At 47.1% G+C, this 17,035-nt stretch carries 12 protein-coding genes and 1 pseudogene; 9 read left to right on the forward strand and 4 right to left on the reverse strand.

The features are described 5' to 3' along the window. The first annotated feature begins 2 nt into the window (after positions 1–2). The 5 genes and pseudogenes from H6F44_RS09985 (at position 3) to H6F44_RS10005 (ending at position 6,492) form a co-directional block, all read left to right on the forward strand. Positions 3–2,954: a peptidase domain-containing ABC transporter gene (locus tag H6F44_RS09985; protein WP_190350811.1), complete on the forward strand. Its 2,952-nt coding sequence runs from the start codon at positions 3–5 to the stop codon at positions 2,952–2,954. Positions 2,955–3,011: 57 nt separating this feature from the next. Next, entirely contained in the window at positions 3,012–4,583 is a 1,572-nt protein-coding gene (locus H6F44_RS09990; protein ID WP_190350812.1) for an HlyD family efflux transporter periplasmic adaptor subunit, read from the forward strand. A 233-nt stretch (positions 4,584–4,816) separates the two neighbouring features. After that, positions 4,817–5,395: a Uma2 family endonuclease gene (locus tag H6F44_RS09995; protein ID WP_190350813.1), complete on the forward strand. Its 579-nt coding sequence runs from the start codon at positions 4,817–4,819 to the stop codon at positions 5,393–5,395. Between the two features lie 135 nt (positions 5,396–5,530). Next, positions 5,531–5,950, forward strand: a pseudogene (locus H6F44_RS10000) (Uma2 family endonuclease); the annotation flags it as partial. A gap of 110 nt (positions 5,951–6,060) precedes the next feature. After that, entirely contained in the window at positions 6,061–6,492 is a 432-nt protein-coding gene (locus tag H6F44_RS10005; protein WP_242016520.1) for a DUF3782 domain-containing protein, read from the forward strand. A gap of 15 nt (positions 6,493–6,507) precedes the next feature. On the opposite strand, the gene gcvP is transcribed toward H6F44_RS10005, so the two are convergent. Further along, positions 6,508–9,429 (reverse strand): aminomethyl-transferring glycine dehydrogenase, encoded by a 2,922-nt coding sequence (gene gcvP, locus H6F44_RS10010; protein WP_190350815.1) that lies wholly within the window; start codon positions 9,427–9,429, stop codon positions 6,508–6,510. A gap of 156 nt (positions 9,430–9,585) precedes the next feature. Then, positions 9,586–10,119, reverse strand: a complete 534-nt coding sequence (locus H6F44_RS10015; RefSeq protein ID WP_190350816.1) for an ankyrin repeat domain-containing protein — start codon at positions 10,117–10,119, stop codon at positions 9,586–9,588. A 178-nt stretch (positions 10,120–10,297) separates the two neighbouring features. On the opposite strand from H6F44_RS10015, the gene H6F44_RS10020 reads away from it, so the two are divergent. Continuing rightward, complete coding sequence (locus tag H6F44_RS10020) at positions 10,298–11,767, forward strand: BCD family MFS transporter (RefSeq protein WP_190350817.1); 1,470 nt, start codon at positions 10,298–10,300, stop codon at positions 11,765–11,767. A gap of 156 nt (positions 11,768–11,923) precedes the next feature. After that, positions 11,924–12,754, forward strand: a complete 831-nt coding sequence (gene menB / locus H6F44_RS10025; protein ID WP_190350818.1) for a 1,4-dihydroxy-2-naphthoyl-CoA synthase — start codon at positions 11,924–11,926, stop codon at positions 12,752–12,754. Between the two features lie 52 nt (positions 12,755–12,806). Here the strand turns inward: menB and H6F44_RS10030 are convergent, their stop codons facing one another. Both H6F44_RS10030 and H6F44_RS10035 read right to left on the reverse strand, forming a co-directional pair. Continuing rightward, positions 12,807–13,451: a hypothetical protein gene (locus H6F44_RS10030; protein WP_190350819.1), complete on the reverse strand. Its 645-nt coding sequence runs from the start codon at positions 13,449–13,451 to the stop codon at positions 12,807–12,809. 99 nt (positions 13,452–13,550) lie between these two features. Next, on the reverse strand, positions 13,551–14,306 hold the full coding sequence (locus H6F44_RS10035) for a DUF1350 family protein (protein ID WP_190350820.1): 756 nt from the start codon (positions 14,304–14,306) through the stop codon (positions 13,551–13,553). Between the two features lie 336 nt (positions 14,307–14,642). Here H6F44_RS10035 and H6F44_RS10040 point away from each other — a divergent pair, with 336 nt between their 5' ends. Together H6F44_RS10040 and H6F44_RS10045 are read left to right on the forward strand one after the other, a co-directional pair. Further along, positions 14,643–15,500: a hypothetical protein gene (locus H6F44_RS10040; RefSeq protein ID WP_190350821.1), complete on the forward strand. Its 858-nt coding sequence runs from the start codon at positions 14,643–14,645 to the stop codon at positions 15,498–15,500. A gap of 34 nt (positions 15,501–15,534) precedes the next feature. Beyond that, entirely contained in the window at positions 15,535–16,980 is a 1,446-nt protein-coding gene (locus H6F44_RS10045) for a glycosyltransferase (RefSeq protein WP_190350822.1), read from the forward strand. Positions 16,981–17,035: the final 55 nt, after the last annotated feature.

Genomic DNA, 17,035 nt, shown 5'->3' on the forward strand with positions numbered 1-17,035 from the left:
TCATGACAGCCACAACCAATCCCATTAAAGATTTCCTGCTTACTGTGCCTGAGCTAAAGTCCTGCGATCGCTCGATTGTTAAGGAGATCAGCGAAAGGGTGCAGCCTTTACGCTATCGCATGGGTCAGGTAATTTTGCGGCGGGAAACCATGCCTGCACAGGTACTATTTTTGATGGAAGGACAGGCGCGATTATTGGGACAAGTCCCTAAATCTACTGCCCCTGCAACCTTAGAGATTCTTCGATCTGGCGCAGTGATGGGCAGCTTGAGCTTAATTCGCAATGTTGCCTGCGAAACGGTCATTGCCTCAGTTGAAAGTACTTGCCTAGCTCTAGAAGCCGCAGATTTTTTGAGTTTTTGCGATCGCGACCCTGCTTTTCGAGAAGTGTTTGCGGTGCAGCCCCGTTCGGTGGAGGTATTTGATCTATTGGCAACGGAAATGGAGCGGCGGGCGCAGGCTCCTAGCAACTTACCCCAGATGGCGCGGGCTGCTTTGACAGAGGCAGTGGTGATCACTTGGGGCGCTGGTAAAATTCCCCTCAATCAATTGGATCGGGATTTTGTCTGGTTGGTTAGTGGTGCGGACAAGGTGGCGATGCCTGTGGGGAGTCGCATTGAGGTGCAGGGAGCTGATGATGTGTTGGTTGTGCCGCAGGGCGGTTCGGTGAGGCTTTTGGGGATCAAGGATACCTTTGCGGTGAAGGCGGAAATTGTGCCAGAGCCTCGCCAGATTACGGATCTCGATATTCCCTATGCGCCCGAATTACCATCGGTGGGCGATCGCCCCGATCCCAAAGGCACAGAATATCCGCATTTTTATGGACGCGGCCCCGTTGATGCCTCCCTCGCTTGTTTTCAAATGTTGGCAAGGTATTGGCAAATCCCCTTTTATCGTCATGTGGTCAAGCGGGCGATCGATAGTCAATTTTCGCGCACTCCTAAGTTGTCTTTGCAGCTATGCGGTGCGGTGGCGGAACTGATGGGATTAAATGGACAGTTGGTGACTATCCCTGCCAATGCGATCGCCCAAGTGCCAACCCCAGCAATGATCCCTTGGCAAGATACCTTTGCGATTTTATACAAAACTGGCGATCGGGAATTGGTACTAGGGATTCCAGAGCAGGGCATCGTTACCAAAAAGACAGCGCAGTTTGCCGATCTTTGGGGTCAGTCTGGACAGGTGCTATTGATCCAGCCCACCAAGGATACGCCCAAACAAAAATTTGGCATTGGTTGGTTTTGGCCATCGATCAAGCGTTACAAAAGTACGCTAATCACCGTATTAGTCGCTTCATTTTTTGTGCAGTTGCTGGGTCTGGCAAATCCATTAATTACCCAAGTGGTAATCGATAAGGTCATTATTCAAAATGCCCCAGCCACCCTGAATACTTTGGGGGTTTTGCTGATTACGATCGCCGTTTGTGAAGCAATAATTAGCGCCCTCCGCACCTATTTATTTGTCAACACCACCAACCGCATCGATCTCACCCTTGGCTCAGAAACCATCGATCATCTGGTGCGGCTGCCCCTGCGTTACTTTGAAAAGCGATCGGTTGGTGAACTATCAAGCCGTATTGGGGAACTAGAAAATATTCGCCAATTCCTGACAGGCACAGCCCTCACCGTAGTCCTTGATGCGGTTTTCTCCGTGATCTACATTGTGGTGATGATCTTTTACAGTTGGCTGCTGACAATTGTGGCATTGGCGACAGTACCGCTATTTGCGCTGCTGACCTTCATTGTGTCACCAATCATTCGGGTGCAATTACGCAGCAAAGCCGAACGCAATGCTGCCACACAGTCCTATTTGGTTGAGGTGATGTCAGGCATTCAAACCGTAAAGGCGCAAAGTATTGAGCTAAACTCGCGATGGGAATGGCAGAGGCGCTATGCCCGTTATGTATCCGATGGTTTCAAGAATGTCGTCACCTCCACCACTGCCGCCTCAACTAGCCAATTTCTCAATCAACTCTCTAACCTTTTATTGCTATGGGTTGGCGCATATCTAGTTCTTAACAATCAACTCACTCTAGGACAGTTGATCGCCTTTAGAATTATTGCTGGCTATACCACCACGCCTCTATTGCGCCTGATCCAACTCTGGCAAAATTTCCAAGAAACTGCTCTATCTTTAGAGCGCCTCAGCGATATCATTAACCACCCTCAAGAGCAGGAAGAAACTGGTCGCCGCAATATCCCCATGCCTGCCATTACGGGGGCAGTACGCTATGAAAATGTGAACTTCCGTTTTGCAGCTAATGGCAACTTGCAACTTAATAATGTCAGCTTGGATATAGAGGCGGGTAAGTTTGTGGGTGTGGTGGGGGCGAGCGGTGCTGGTAAAAGCACCTTAACCAAGTTGCTATCGCGGCTATACGAGCCTGAAGCGGGGCGAATTTTGATCGATGATTACGACATTAGTAAGGTGGAGCTTTATTCTTTGCGTCGCCAAATTGGGGTAGTTTTGCAAGACACATTACTATTTGATGGCACGGTGCAAGAAAATATTGCTTTAACCAATGCCGATGCCACGCCCGAAGAGATTGTCGATGCCGCCAGAATTGCTTGCGCCCATGAATTTATTATGCAGTTGCCCCAGGGCTATGAAACCCGTGTGGGTGAGCGGGGTGCATCCCTATCGGGTGGTCAACGTCAACGCATTGCGATCGCCCGTACTGTTTTACAGAAGCCACAGTTGCTAATTTTGGATGAGGCGACTAGCGCCCTCGATTACAACACTGAGCGACAGGTGAGCCTTAATCTTGCCGAAGAATTTCGGGGACGCACGGTCTTCTTTATCACCCACCGTCTTGCCACGATCCATAATGCTGATTTGATCTTGGTGATGGATGCGGGACGAGTCGTTGAGCAGGGCAACCATCAGGATTTAATGGCAATGCGCGAGCGCTATTACACCCTCTATTGCCAACAGGAAGCGGCGGGTGAATCGTAATTTCCGCATTTGATAATGCTGTTAACAAAAACATAAAATCCCTAATGGTGTAGAAAAATGAACAATGGCAATAGCAAAAGTCCAACCAATCTCTCTAGTAATGGCAATTCCGATCAAGCCCTTAATTCGGCGCTAGTCGTACAGGGCGAGCAGAATGGCGAATTAGTCACCCAAGAAAAACAGGCGATCGCGGTACAAACCTTTGACCAGCCCCTAGTACTGCGGCAATCGCCCAAATGGATCACAGGCATTTTATGGGCGTTAGTTGGCTCCGTTTCCTTGGGGCTAATCTGGGCAGCAGTAGCAAAAATTGAGGAATCTGTACCCGCTCAAGGCAAACTAGAACCCCAAGGCGCAGTCAAGGAAGTCCGCGCCCCTGCCAATGGCGTGCTTAAGGAGATTTTGGTCAAGGATGGCGAAAGAGTCCAAGAAGGGCAGGTGCTATTACGCATTGATTCCACCGCAGCACAGGCACAATTGGAATCTTTAACCAAATTACGGCAACAACTACTCGAAGAGAATCAATTCTATCGCTCCATTCTCAATGGCGATCGCGCCCCCTTGCCCTCCTCTGGTTTAACAATTCCTGCGGAAGTATTGGCATTAGCCCGTAGCCGTGAAGCATTGATCTCTGAAGCGCAACTCTATCGGATGCAGGTTAATGGCGGTGGCGGCAGCCTATCGGGCGATCAACTCGATCGCTTACAGGCAAATCAGGCGGAACTCGGTTCGCGAGCGCAGGCGGCAGAGGCAAACATCGCCCAATTAACGGAACAGCTAAACCAAACCCGCACCCGCCGTGCAGGGCGTTTAGAATCTCTAGAAATTAATCGCCGCATTCTCAATGACATTAAGGATGTCGCAGAACAAGGCGGCATCTCCCGCATTCAATTCTTGAAACAGCAGGAAGAAGTTCAAAATACAGAGTCAGAAATTCGTCAGTTGGAACAGGAGGAAATGCGGCTCAATGCGGCGATCTCGGAGGGACGATCTCGCCTTTCCAACACCTTTGACACCACCCGCAAAGAGCTAACCGTACAGATTGCCGACAATACCAAACGGATCGCCGAAATCGATAGTCAATTTACTAAGGCTTTGGTGGACAATAGCAAGCGTCTTGCAGAGGTGGATGGTCAAATCAAGCAGGCACAGGTTTCACTGCAATATCAAGAACTTCGCGCCCCTGCATCGGGTACTGTCTTTGAATTGAAAGCAGGCTTGGGCTATGTGGCAAATACTAATACGATGGAAAGTGTGCTGAAAATCGTTCCTGACGATCAGTTAGTCGCCAAGGTATATATCACCAATCAAGATATTGGCTTTGTGAAGGAAGGAATGCCCGTTGATGTGCGTCTAGATTCTTTCCCATTTAGTGAATTTGGCGATGTCAAAGGGAAGTTGACTTGGATTGGCTCCGATGCCCTGCCTCCCGATCAAGCTAATCCCTTCTACCGTTTCCCCGCCAAGGTGGAAATTGAGAAGCAGTCTCTCAAGGTCAACGATCGCGAAATTCGCCTCCAGTCTGGGATGTCTCTCACCGCCAATATCAAAATCCGCGATCGCACCGTACTAAGCCTATTCACCGATTTCTTCGTAAAGAATACCGAGAGCCTGAAATTTGTCCGTTAATTTGCCATGTTTGCCATTATTCAAGGTGCGAGAAGGTGATCGCCTACTCTATTTTAAAGCGATCGCCTCTTGCCATAAGGGCTACGCAAGAAAATAAAGAACCGATTTTTAGTGGCGCGGCTTCGCCGCGCCACTAAAAATTTGGTTACTTATTAAATCGCAGAACCCTAATCTCTAAAATAATATCTGTACCCTAGTCTGCTCAAAACCCACCAAAATCTAGGTGAAATTCGATGACAGCCCAATTAGTAATTTCTGACCCTTGCCTCAATATCCATAAGTTTACAACTAAGCAATATCAGCTTATGTACGAGACAGGCGTATTTGCTGTCAGCGATCGCCATGAATTAATCAGTGGAGAAATCAGAGAAATGTCCCCGATTGGTATCAAGCACGCGGCTTGTGTTGCAAGAACAACAAGATATTTTCAAATTAAATTAGGGGATAGGGCATTTGTCTGGACGCAAAACCCGATTATCGTCAACAATCATTCTCAACCCCAGCCAGATCTTGCCATTCTCAAATGGCGTGATGATTTTTACGCTAATGCTTTACCAACGCCAGACGATATTTTGTTGATTATCGAAGTTGCCGACAGCACGATCGCCTATGACCGCGATGTGAAAATGCCACTCTATGCAGCTAATGGTATTCCTGAAATGTGGCTGTTTGATGTAAATCAGCAAATTATTGAAGGATATTGCCAACCATCGGCATCGGGCTATAAACGAACAAGGCGCTATGAACAGGGTGACACTTTATCGATTAATGCATTTCCAGAAGTGATTTTCAATTGGGAAGACCTGTTTTAAAAATCTGATTCGCTAAGATATTGATACCGTTTGATCTCGCTCGTTCTCAAACTTAGTTCTCAAACTTGGCTCTCAAACATGGTTAACACAATTTCCCAACAGACGACTAGCGAAATAGCAGAAACAAAAGAGATAGAAGAAGAAGGACGTTATCTCGACACGATTATTGAACTGATGTCTCCTAGCACTGCCAATGTCGACTTGGGGTTAAAGAAGCAGTTGTACGATCGCATATTCAAGACCCAAGACTATTTTGTTTATAACCCCTTTGACCCAAATTCGTTACAGAGATGGCATCGAAATAATGATTACCAAGCGATCGCCGCCGATGAACAGGGTTGGCTATGGTGTGAGTCCTTGGGGCTATGGCTAGGAACTTGGCAGGGAACAATAGATCGGGAGACTTTAACTTGGCTCCGCTTTTACGAGCGATCGGGTGCATTGGTGTTGTTGCCTGAAGAAGCCGCACAGCAAAGGGCTGAGGCTGAAAAACTTAGGGCTGAAAGATTGGCGGCGCGTCTACGAGAATTGGGTGAATATCCTGATAGCTTATAGTAATTGGCGATCGCTATTTAACGTGAGTTCGGGTTGGCAGGAGGCAAAGCCCACTCCATGCCGCCTCTGGAGGTGCAGATACACGTAGCCGCGCCGAACTGGAGTCAGTATTGGGAGAAAGCTTTGAGGAGCGTCAACGGACTATCGACCAGCAACTCGAAAAAACCAGCCAAGAAATTGCTAAGCTAGCTATCCAAGTTGCCCAAACCAACAAACAAGTAGGAGGGCTAACGAGTCGATGGGGAGATTTTGTGGAAAATCTGATCAAACCCGCCGCCGCAAGACTATTTCAAGAAAAAGGTATTGAAGTAAAATCGCATTTGGAAGTTCGTGATGTCAAACGATTTTTAGAAACCCTAGAACGTTTTAAGAAAGCATTTCCTAAACGAAAACATGACAGACTCTATGGAGCAGTCGCGGGTATTAAAATCGATGAAAGAGTCAATGAATATGCCATCCAAGAAGGGCTATTGCTAATTCAACCCGCAGGGGATTCGGTAATTATTGCGAATAGCCCAGACTTTAAGCCAAGGGTTTGGTAAAAGATATTTGAAATACTAGTCTTTGTATGCCTCCAAGGGTAAACAAGAACAGACAAAATGCCGATCGCCGTAGGCATTATCGATCCGTCCCACACTCGTCCAAAATTTATGCTCCCTTAGCCATGGGGCAGGATAGGCGGCTTGTTGGCGGGTATAGGGATGGTTCCAATCGTCAGCAAGCAGGGCGGCGGCGGTATGGGGTGCATTTTTGAGCGGGTTATCGAGTTGATCCATCTCACCAGAGGCGATCGCCTTGACCTCATGCTTAATCGCAATCATCGCCTCACAAAAGCGATCGAGTTCTGCCTTAGATTCGCTTTCCGTCGGCTCGATCATCATTGTGCCAGCAACAGGCCATGACATCGTGGGCGCATGAAAGCCATAATCCATCAGCCGCTTTGCCACATCATCCACTTCCACCCCAGCGATCGCCTTGCAATCATGGAGATCGATAATACATTCATGGGCAACCAAGCCATTTCTGCCCGTATAGAGAATCGGATAATGGGGCGCAAGGCGATGTGCCATATAGTTCGCATTCAAGATTGCCACTTCAGTTGCTAACTTCAAGCCCTTCGCGCCCATCAGAGCTATATACACCCATGAAATCGTGAGGATACTGGCACTGCCCCAAGGTGCGGCAGAAACCGTATTAGCGAAATCATCCGTTTGATCGCTCGTATCATCATTGAAGGGATGATTGGGCAGAAATGGAACTAACTGTGGCGCGACACAAATCGGTCCCATCCCAGGACCACCGCCACCATGGGGAATGCAGAAGGTTTTGTGCAGATTTAAATGGCAAACATCCGCACCAAAGTCTCCTGGGCGACAAATGCCCACCTGAGCATTCATATTCGCGCCATCCATATATACTTGACCGCCGTAATAATGGATGATGTCGCAAATTTCCTTGATGCCTTCCTCAAATACGCCATGGGTGGATGGATATGTCACCATCAGCGCCGCTAATTCATGCTGATACTTTGCTGCCTTCTCTTTCAAGTCGGTAATATCAATATTCCCTTCGCGATCGCAATTAATGGTAATCACCTTCATGCCTGCCATCACCGCACTAGCAGGATTTGTACCATGGGCAGAGGTGGGAATCAAGCAAATATGGCGATTAGTTTCACCGCGATGTTGATGGTAGGCGCGAATGGTGAGCAGTCCTGCATATTCGCCCTGTGAGCCAGCATTGGGCTGAAGAGATACACCTGCGAAGCCAGTAATTTCCGCTAACCAATCTTCCAATTGTTTAAAGAGAACCTGATAGCCCTGGGTTTGTGAAAGTGGCGCAAAGGGATGAATATTGCCAAACTCTGCCCATGTGACAGGCAACATTTCCGAGGTGGCATTTAACTTCATCGTGCAGGAGCCAAGGGGAATCATTGAAGTAGTTAGGGATAAATCCTTAGACTGCAACCGATGGATATAGCGCAATAATTCCGATTCGGAATGGAATGAATTGAAAACGGGATGGGTGAGGTAGGGGGAGGTGCGGGTTAGGGAATTGGGGATTGGAGATTGCTGTTGGCTGTTAGCTGTTAGCTGTTGGCTGTTAGCTGTAAAGATTTCGATCAGGTCTTGTAGGTCTTGTTTGGAGACGGTTTCATCGAGGCTGATGGCGATCGCTTGATTATCTAGATACCGTAAATTGATTTGCTTGGTGGCGGCGCGGGCTTTGATGGTGCTGATATCAATGCCTTGCGGTTGGATGTGGATTGTGTCGAAAAAGGCAGTATGGGAAATAATATGTCCTGCATTTTCGATGGCTTGGGCGAGGGTGGCGGTGAGACGATGGACGCGCTGGGCGATCGCTTTTAAACCCGAAGCGCCATGATAGACCGCATACATACTTGCCATAATCGCCAATAACACTTGGGCGGTGCAAATATTGCTGGTGGCTTTGTCTCGGCGAATGTGTTGTTCGCGGGTTTGCAGAGCTAGACGTAGGGCGGGCTGTCCATGCACATCCTTAGATACACCGATCATTCTGCCTGGCATTTGCCTTTTATATGCCTCTTTAGTTGCCATGTAAGCAGCGTGGGGTCCGCCATAGCCATAGGGAACGCCAAAGCGCTGTGCCGAACCGATCGCAATATCGGTTCCCATTTCCCCAGGAGCTTTGATCAAGGTCAATGCCAGCAGATCCGCCGCCACGATCGCCAAGCCACCTTGAGCGTGAATCGCGGCGATCACCTCGCTATAGTCATAGATTGCGCCATCACTGGCGGGATATTGCAACAATGCGCCAAAGTAATTTTGATCAAACTCAAATGCGTCATGCTTGGCGATTACCACCTCAATGCCTAAAGGAATGGCACGGGTTTTGACCACTGCGATCGTCTGCGGATGACAATTACTAGATACAAAAAATTTATTCCCTTTATTTTTTGCCAGCCCCGCCGCCATCGTCATCGCCTCTGCCGCCGCCGTTCCTTCGTCTAGTAACGAGGCATTGGCAATTTCCAACCCCGTCAGGTCAATAATCATGGTTTGGAAATTGAGCAAAGCTTCTAATCTGCCCTGAGCAATCTCTGCCTGATAGGGAGTATATTGGGTGTACCAACCAGGACTTTCGAGAATATTGCGCTGAATTACAGGGGGCGTGATGCAGTTGTAATAGCCAGCCCCAATATAGGAGCGCCATACTTGATTTTGAGAGGCGATCGCTTTGAGTTCCTGCAACAATTCATATTCCCCCCGCGCTTTCCCCAGTTGCAACGGCTGTTTAATCCTGATCGCCGCAGGTACAGTTCTTGCAATCATCTCCTCAATGGACTCACAACCGATCGCCTTAAGCATTAGTTGAATCTCGTGGGAATCTGCGCCAATATGACGCTGCACAAAACTATCGGTGGGCGCAAATTCTTCTTGGCTCAAGCATTCCCCTAAATAGTCTTGAGGAATTAGGATGGGAGAGGGTTCCAGCATAGATTTAGGTTTAGATTTAATTAATTTCTATGCTATTACAAAATCATTACAAAATGTTAAGCGTTAATAGCCCAGAATATCCAAAACGAAGAAATACAGCCTATTGAGGCTGCTAATTAGCTCACCATCCAACCATCAATGACTTTGTATTTTTGGTCAATTTTTGGCTGACAATATTGCCACTACTTCTGTATGTTTGCCATCAGCAGCCCACATCATCGCAGTCCAGCCATTGCGATCCTGAGCATTGATCCTTGCGCCAAAACTGAGCAGCGATCGCACAATTTCGCTATAACCCTGTCCTGCTGCCCACATTAGCGGTGTCCATTCATATTTGTTGCGCGTGTTGGGGTTTGCCCCCGATACCAATAGCACCCGCACCATTTCCGTATGTCCATTCATAGCAGCCCAAAGCAAAGGTGTCCAACCATATTGATCGCGGACATTGACATCGGTTGCTTGTGAAATCAGCGATCGCACCGCTTGCAGTTCGCCATTTTTGGCGGCGATTAGTAATTGGGCATTGAGTTCAGGATTGCTGGATTTAGATTTAGCGATCGCCTGTGCGGTTGAATGGGGTGTAACTTCTGCCGCAATTGCAGGATCGGCGGCATAGGCTGAGTCTGTGGAACTAAATAGCACTAGCGCCAAAAATAGTCCTATGGTTATTTTAGTAATTCCAAAATTCATGGATCGCTTCTTTCTAATCTAGTTGGCTTCCAGACAAAGCCTATAGATCAAGCCAGCGATCGCAACAGCGCAATTTTGCGGAATTATGGCTATCGCCAGTTTTGCTTTGCTGACCTAGTTATCAGAATGCTTACAATAGCTCTAGAAATTTTAAAATACCCCTATAGAAATACGCATCATGAATAGTCCTGCTGACATAGAGAACTTAAATCCAGAAAAATTACCACCAAAATTACCGCTCTTGCAGATGTTTCGGGTGGGGCTGTTTCAAATGGGCTTAGGGATCATGTCTTTGTTGGTGGCAGGGTTGTTGAATCGTTTGATGATCAATGAACTGGCGATCCCCGCTACCCTAACCGCAATTTTTATCTCTATGCCTCTATTTGTGTCGCCAGCACGGGTCTGGTTTGGGCAAACCTCCGATGCTAAAACGATTTGGGGAACCCATCGCTCAGGCTATGTGTGGATCGGTGCTGTCCTCTTTGCGATCGCCGCTTTTTTGACCACACAGGTGATGTGGCAGTTGGGGCGTAGTGTCTACGAGATTGGCTGGAATGGCATTACCTATGGTTGGGTGGTGCTGTTGGCGGCGATGTTTGGACTCTATGGCATGGCGATTAGCCTTAGCTCCACCCCATTCGCGGCGATGTTGGTGGATATCTCCGATGAAGAGGAGCGCTCAAAATTAGTGGGGATCGTTTGGTCAATGTTGATGGTGGGCATTGTCATTGGCGCGATCACGGTTTCGCGGCTACTGCCCTGCACGGGTGCACCCCCCAATGAGGTTTCGCTCTTTGCCAATGGCGATCGCCTCGCTACCTTACAAAAGGCAATTAACTTAGTATTCGTGATCATCCCTGCGGCAGTAATCGGACTCGCCGTATTCGCCACCTATGGCATCGAGCAGAAATATTCACGTTACAAATTGCGGGTTGCCCAAAACGATCTCATTCATGGCAAAACCGAAGATAAACTTAGCCTTGTTAACGCTTTGCGCGTACTCACCGCCAGTAGGCAAACAGGATTATTTTTTGTGTTCTTGCTACTGATGACCATCGGGATTTTTATGCAGGATGCAATTATGGAACCCTATGGCGGTGCGGTCTTCGGCATGAGCATCTGTGCCACCACCCAATTAAATGCCGCCTTTGGCATGGGGACTTTAGTGGGATTAAGTTCCGCAGGTTTTTTAGTCGTGCCACGCTTGGGCAAAGAACGCGCCACCCGCATTGGCTGTTATTTGGTTGCTGCTAGTTGTGTATTTTTGATCATTTCAGGATTCATCCAAAAAACTTGGGCGCTGCAAGCCTCCCTCGCCCTATTTGGACTCACCTCTGGGATCACCACCTCAGGCGCACTTAGCCTCATGCTCGACCTCACCGCCGCCGAAACCGCAGGTACTTTTATTGGTGCTTGGGGATTATCTCAAGCTGTGGCTAGAGGCTTGGCAACGGTTACGGGCGGCATAGTTTTAGACATTGGCAAAAGAATATTTAGCACTTCAACCCTTGCCTACAGCTTTGTATTTATTTGCGAAGCACTGGTGATGGTGGCTGCCGTGACTTTGCTGAGTCGGGTCAATGTGCAGGAATTTCGCACCGATGCCAAACGGGCGATCGCCACAGTATTCGCCAATGAAATTGACTAGCAGTTTCCCCAAAAGAGCGGACAGCAATTACCGATCAGACGAACCACAAGAAAGATCTTGAAAGCTTTGCGAAGCAAGGCTTTCAAGATCTTTCTTGGTTTGGATTTGAGCGCAAAGCGCTGTATGATCATTCCTGAACTACCAGACAACAAAACTATGACAAAATGGCAGAGCGCCGCCACATTTGAAGATATTCTCTACCACAAAGCCGATGGCATGGCAAAAGTGACGATCAACCGTCCCCATGTGCGTAATGCCTTTCGTCCGCAAACCATCACCGAAATGATCGCCGCCTTTACCGATGCAAGGGAAGATACGGAAATTGGCGTGGTACTGCTGACGGGGGCAAACCCTGCCCCCGATGGCAAATATGCCTTTTGTGCGGGCGGGGATCAAAAAGTGCGCGGCGATGGTGGCTATATTTCTGAGTCGGGTGTACCAAAGCTCAATGTATTGGAGTTGCAAAGGCTGATCCGCACGATGCCCCAGCCTGTAATTGCCCTAGTGGCTGGCTATGCGATCGGTGGTGGTCATGTGCTGCACGTTGTCTGTGACCTCACGATCGCCGCCGACAATGCCATCTTTGGACAGACGGGGCCAATGGTGGGTAGTTTTGATGGTGGCTTTGGTGCTTCTTACTTGGCGCGACTGGTGGGGCAGAAAAAAGCAAGGGAAATCTGGTATCTCTGCCGCCAATACAATGCGGCGGAAGCGCTAGAAATGGGGCTAGTAAATAAGGTTGTGCCAGTGGAACAGTTAGAAACCGAAGGCATTCAATGGGCGCAGGAAATTCTTGATAAAAGTCCCCTCGCGATTCGCTGCCTGAAGTCAGCTTTTAATGCGGATTGCGATGGACAGGCAGGCATTCAAGAGTTGGCGGGTAATGCCACGCTGTTGTTTTACATGACCCAAGAAGCACAGGAAGGCAAACAAGCTTTCTTAGAAAAACGCAAGCCTAACTTTCGGCAATATCCTAAATTGCCATAAACTCAAAGGGCGAATTGTGGCACTTCGTGCCGCAATTCGCTCTAACCATGGCTTACGAGACTGCACCAGCATTTTCGCGAATTGCAACAACAGGGCGATCGCTGCACATGGAGCGCAATTTATCCACAAACAACGAACTTTCAGAAAGCAGGGTCATATTCATATAGGCGGTGGCATAGGTGTCGTTACCGTTGGAATGCGCCTGTAATGTCTTGGGTGTTGGGGCGGGACGATCGCTTTGCCTTCTGGTTGTGCCAGAGATTGCCTGAAGCTTTTGGTATTGCAAACTATACTGCAAGCTCGCGTGACCATGGTCAATTGCAGAAGCTTCTATCAATTTTGGTGCAGATTGCGAGAGGGACTCTGACAGGGGAGCTGGTGAAATCTCAGCGATCGCCGTTTTTTTTACAGTCGGCGACTTACGGGACAGGCGCTCTCCATAGGTGACAGCCACGTCATCACAGACCAACCTTTCAAACTCACTGTTGTAGCGATGTTGTGTCTCTCCCTTGCGTTCCCATAGTTGCAAAATTTGATACACTGACACGGCTTTATATCTGCCTTGAAATAAAGCTTCAATGACCGCTTGACGGAGCCAATCAGGTTTAAAACGGCTCCATAATCTTTGCAGATCGCTGATCGTATAACCGCCAAGGTCGAAGCTATATCTTTGCAAGAGGGCGATCGCTATATCCATAGGAAAGATGCTGTGGCTTTATGTAACTTGATGATACAGTCAAAACCAAGAAATGGTAAACCACAAAAAAGTAGTCGGTGCGAAATGGCAAGTACTTGACTACTGCTTGCCAAGCCAAGCCAGCAGCACCTGCTCTAGGGTCTGATTATTTTTATGGATTTCTTGCTTTACCCATTGGGCGATCGCATCGACAGGGGAAAAGCTATTGCCAGCTTGCCATTTGAGATCGATGCCCATGGAGGTGAGGTGAGTGCCTTTAAGGGTATTTAGGCTAACGGTATTGGGAAATTTTTGCTTAAGGATTTGGGCAAGAGTGGATATTTCATCGATATCGTCATCGATAAACTTGATCAATAAATTTTTGCTGGTTTCGTAGTTTGCCCTTACTAACTCTTCGGTTTCCTTGGGGCTAGGCGTAAATTCCATCGCTGACATCTCAGGAATAGTATTGGATAGCTCCTTGAAAAAGGGAATCGAGCGATCGGCGCTGTAATTGTTGTAGGCAATGTAAATATTTCCCACACGGCTAGGACGATAGAGGCTATTGACTAACAAATGGATTTTGCAACCCATGCTATGCCCCAAGCCAAATACAGGAAAATAATCCAGAAACAGTTTACTCCGCACCTTGCGAAAGGAGGTATGTACATCACGGGCAATCTGGCGATGGTCAAAAGTATTATTCAAAAACGGGGTCGCCACGATCGCATAATTATTTTGTCCTAGCTGCTCTAAAACCCGACTATAGGCAACATGGGGAGCAGCCGCAAAAAATGCACCACCCAAAAAGTGGATTACGCCCTTGGGTTTAGCGGGTGTCAATACCCAATTATCTTCAACCTGCTTCCATTCCATAGTTTTTATCCATAACGGGTTCACATAGGTTAGACGCTTGACAATATCTACCTTGCGCCAAAAAAATGTTACATTTCTTAATATAGCAGCATAAAACTGTAAATGACTAAATCTTCGACTGCATGAGTTACGAAAGATCCCCCTCAATCCCCCTTGCAAAGGGGGAAGAAGAAAATTATCCCCCTTTTTTCAAGGGGGGGCTGGGGGGATCAAAACCTTAAAGCTTAGTCAGAGAGACTTGTGTGTACAGCGTAGGTTATATTGATGTCGGTAATCAGGCTTTTTTAGTTTTGCGTTAGGCGAAATCAAACAATTGGTAAAAGCGAGGAGCGGTAGATGGTAAATATTGGTTATCACAGCGCCAGAATACAAGGAAAATTTCTCCGATCGCGCTATCGATCTAACATTGCCAAAATTGCGGTGATGCCGATTAAGCAAGAGCGCCGCGTCCCCATCAAAGTTTATGCCCTCTCCTGCGAAAGAGACTTACCAGAACAGGTTGCCAGTCTGCGCTCCTTTTTAAATTATGTGGGCATTCCCGATGTTTTCACGATTATGTCCGATGGCAGCTATACAGCCTCTAGCATTGCCCTATTGCAACAGGTGCATCCCTGCGTAGATGTGCAGCTTCTAACCAAATTTCAAAGGGAAGATTTACCAGATTCCGTTTATGCTTACGCTTCTCAACAGGCAATGGGCAAAAAACTCGCCGCCCTCATGTCCATTCCCATTGATGGCGCAACTTTATACACCGATTCGGATATTCTTTTTTTTGAAGGGGCAACCCACTTAGCAGAATTAGCGATCGCCCCCGATACGCACACTTATTACCTCCCCGACTGCAAAACTTCCTTTGATCAACGCTTGATTTATACCGATCAGGAAATGCAGGAACCAATTAATGCAGGGTTCGTTCTTTTTAAAAAAGCATTGAACTGGCAGGAGCCTGTGGCTCGTTTAGCCCAGCTTGCGGAACCACCGAATTACTTTTCTGAGCAAACTATTGTCAATTTAACGATCAAATATAACCAAGGTGTGCCGCTACCAAAGGACAAATACATTATGAATGTGGATGATCAATTTATCTACGCCGATCAATTTGTCAATAAAGCTTCTAAACCCAAAATCGCCATGCGTCACTATGTCAGCGATGTAAGGCATAAGTTTTGGATGGGCGTGAATCATACGATTTAAATCACTTTAAAATCCCCAAAAATCCTCAAGATCTATGAATGATAATAATTCTCCGTTAGAACAGCAAAATATAGAAATGCGATCGCCCGATCAACCAACTGCCACCCTATTCTGCATTTCCCATATCTATCCCCCCAAAATCAATCCCTTAGCCAATCGCGTCTCCAAACTGCTAACAGGGTTCCAAAAAGACTGGCAAATTATCGGCTTAACTGATACAGAAAATGCTTATATAAATGAGCAAGCAAAGATTTATGTTGTGAAGCCTTGGGTTCCCCAACTATTAATTGATTTATTTAATAAATTAAAGCTCTCGAAAATTAACGATTTATTAGTATGGCCCGATCGCTCGATCTTCTGGGTATTGCCAGCCCTGATCAAAGGCTATCAAATTATCAAAAAAGAGAAGCCCGATGTCATTTTAGTGTTTCTGATGCCCTATTCCGCCAGCCTCATTGGAGTGTGGCTAAAATGGCTCACAGGCTTACCATTGATCTTCAATCTCAATGATTCCATTAGCTGTACAGATATGCACGCCTATACCCCCACATGGTTGCACCATCGTCTCGAAATGTGGCTAGAATATTTCTATGGTCGTCATGCTGATGCTTTGGTATATGTATCACAGGTCAATTTAGAACTTGCCCAAAAGCGCCAAGCACCAGAGCATCAATCTAAGTTCCACTTGATTCGCTGTGGGATTGATCCTCTTAATTATGACAGTCCAGATACTTTAAATAATTGGGAAAATCAAGAAAATAATCAAGAGAAATTTAATATTGAATTTAATATTATTTACACAGGCGGCATGAATGGCTGGTACGAATTTCTCAAACAGGAACAAGGCAAAAGTTCTATTAAATCTTTTCTCAAAAATCTCTATCACCAATGGCAAGAATGGGGACGCTATTATCGTGCTAAGGTTGACTATAGCAGTTCTAGCCCTGTTTTTGTTGGTCAGGCAATGCAATCAGTATTAGCGCAAAACCCACTCTGGCAGGACAAATTGCATCTAAAGATCTATGGCAATACTTTTCCCGATGATGTGGTTAAGCAGGTATTAGCGAAGCACGATCTTCAGCTATTAGTGGAAGTATTTGGCAAAACCAAACATTCAGAAGTAATCCAGATCGCTAGACAGGCGGATTTATTACTGCTAACCCTGCCCGATCGCCCCGATGGTGATTATGGCGGGCGCATTTCTGTGAAAACCTATGAATATCTGATGACCGATCGCCCAATTTTAGCGGCGATCCCTAAGGGCGAAAATTGGAACTATCTCCATGACAAACCTGGGGTCTGGATCGTCAATCCCAAAGACATAGCCGCCATGAGTAAAGTAATTAGTGAAGTAATGGCGGCGAAAATGGCGGGTACACCCTTACGGTTTGATCGCAGGGCAATTCAAGAAGATATGAGCTATACCAAGCTCACGCAGGACTTTTTAAAGGTTCTGGCTCCATTCCATAAGCAAAAATAATAAATAAAAATAAAATAAGAATAATAGTACTTAGCGCTATCTATTCTCATGGGTT

Source organism: Pseudanabaena cinerea FACHB-1277, assembly GCF_014696345.1.
GTDB classification, from domain to species: Bacteria; Cyanobacteriota; Cyanobacteriia; order Pseudanabaenales; family Pseudanabaenaceae; genus Pseudanabaena; species Pseudanabaena cinerea.

What these genes read in the sequence shown, in the direction of transcription:
- H6F44_RS09985 (WP_190350811.1), top strand. Translation starts at nt 3, where the DNA reads ATGACAGCCACAACCAATCCCATTAAAGATTTCCTGCTTACTGTGCCT.
- H6F44_RS09990 (WP_190350812.1), top strand. Translation starts at nt 3,012, where the DNA reads ATGAACAATGGCAATAGCAAAAGTCCAACCAATCTCTCTAGTAATGGC.
- H6F44_RS09995 (WP_190350813.1), top strand. Translation starts at nt 4,817, where the DNA reads ATGACAGCCCAATTAGTAATTTCTGACCCTTGCCTCAATATCCATAAG.
- gcvP (WP_190350815.1), bottom strand. Translation starts at nt 9,429, where the DNA reads ATGCTGGAACCCTCTCCCATCCTAATTCCTCAAGACTATTTAGGGGAA.
- H6F44_RS10015 (WP_190350816.1), bottom strand. Translation starts at nt 10,119, where the DNA reads ATGAATTTTGGAATTACTAAAATAACCATAGGACTATTTTTGGCGCTA.
- H6F44_RS10020 (WP_190350817.1), top strand. Translation starts at nt 10,298, where the DNA reads ATGAATAGTCCTGCTGACATAGAGAACTTAAATCCAGAAAAATTACCA.
- menB (WP_190350818.1), top strand. Translation starts at nt 11,924, where the DNA reads ATGACAAAATGGCAGAGCGCCGCCACATTTGAAGATATTCTCTACCAC.
- H6F44_RS10030 (WP_190350819.1), bottom strand. Translation starts at nt 13,451, where the DNA reads ATGGATATAGCGATCGCCCTCTTGCAAAGATATAGCTTCGACCTTGGC.
- H6F44_RS10035 (WP_190350820.1), bottom strand. Translation starts at nt 14,306, where the DNA reads ATGGAATGGAAGCAGGTTGAAGATAATTGGGTATTGACACCCGCTAAA.
- H6F44_RS10040 (WP_190350821.1), top strand. Translation starts at nt 14,643, where the DNA reads ATGGTAAATATTGGTTATCACAGCGCCAGAATACAAGGAAAATTTCTC.
- H6F44_RS10045 (WP_190350822.1), top strand. Translation starts at nt 15,535, where the DNA reads ATGAATGATAATAATTCTCCGTTAGAACAGCAAAATATAGAAATGCGA.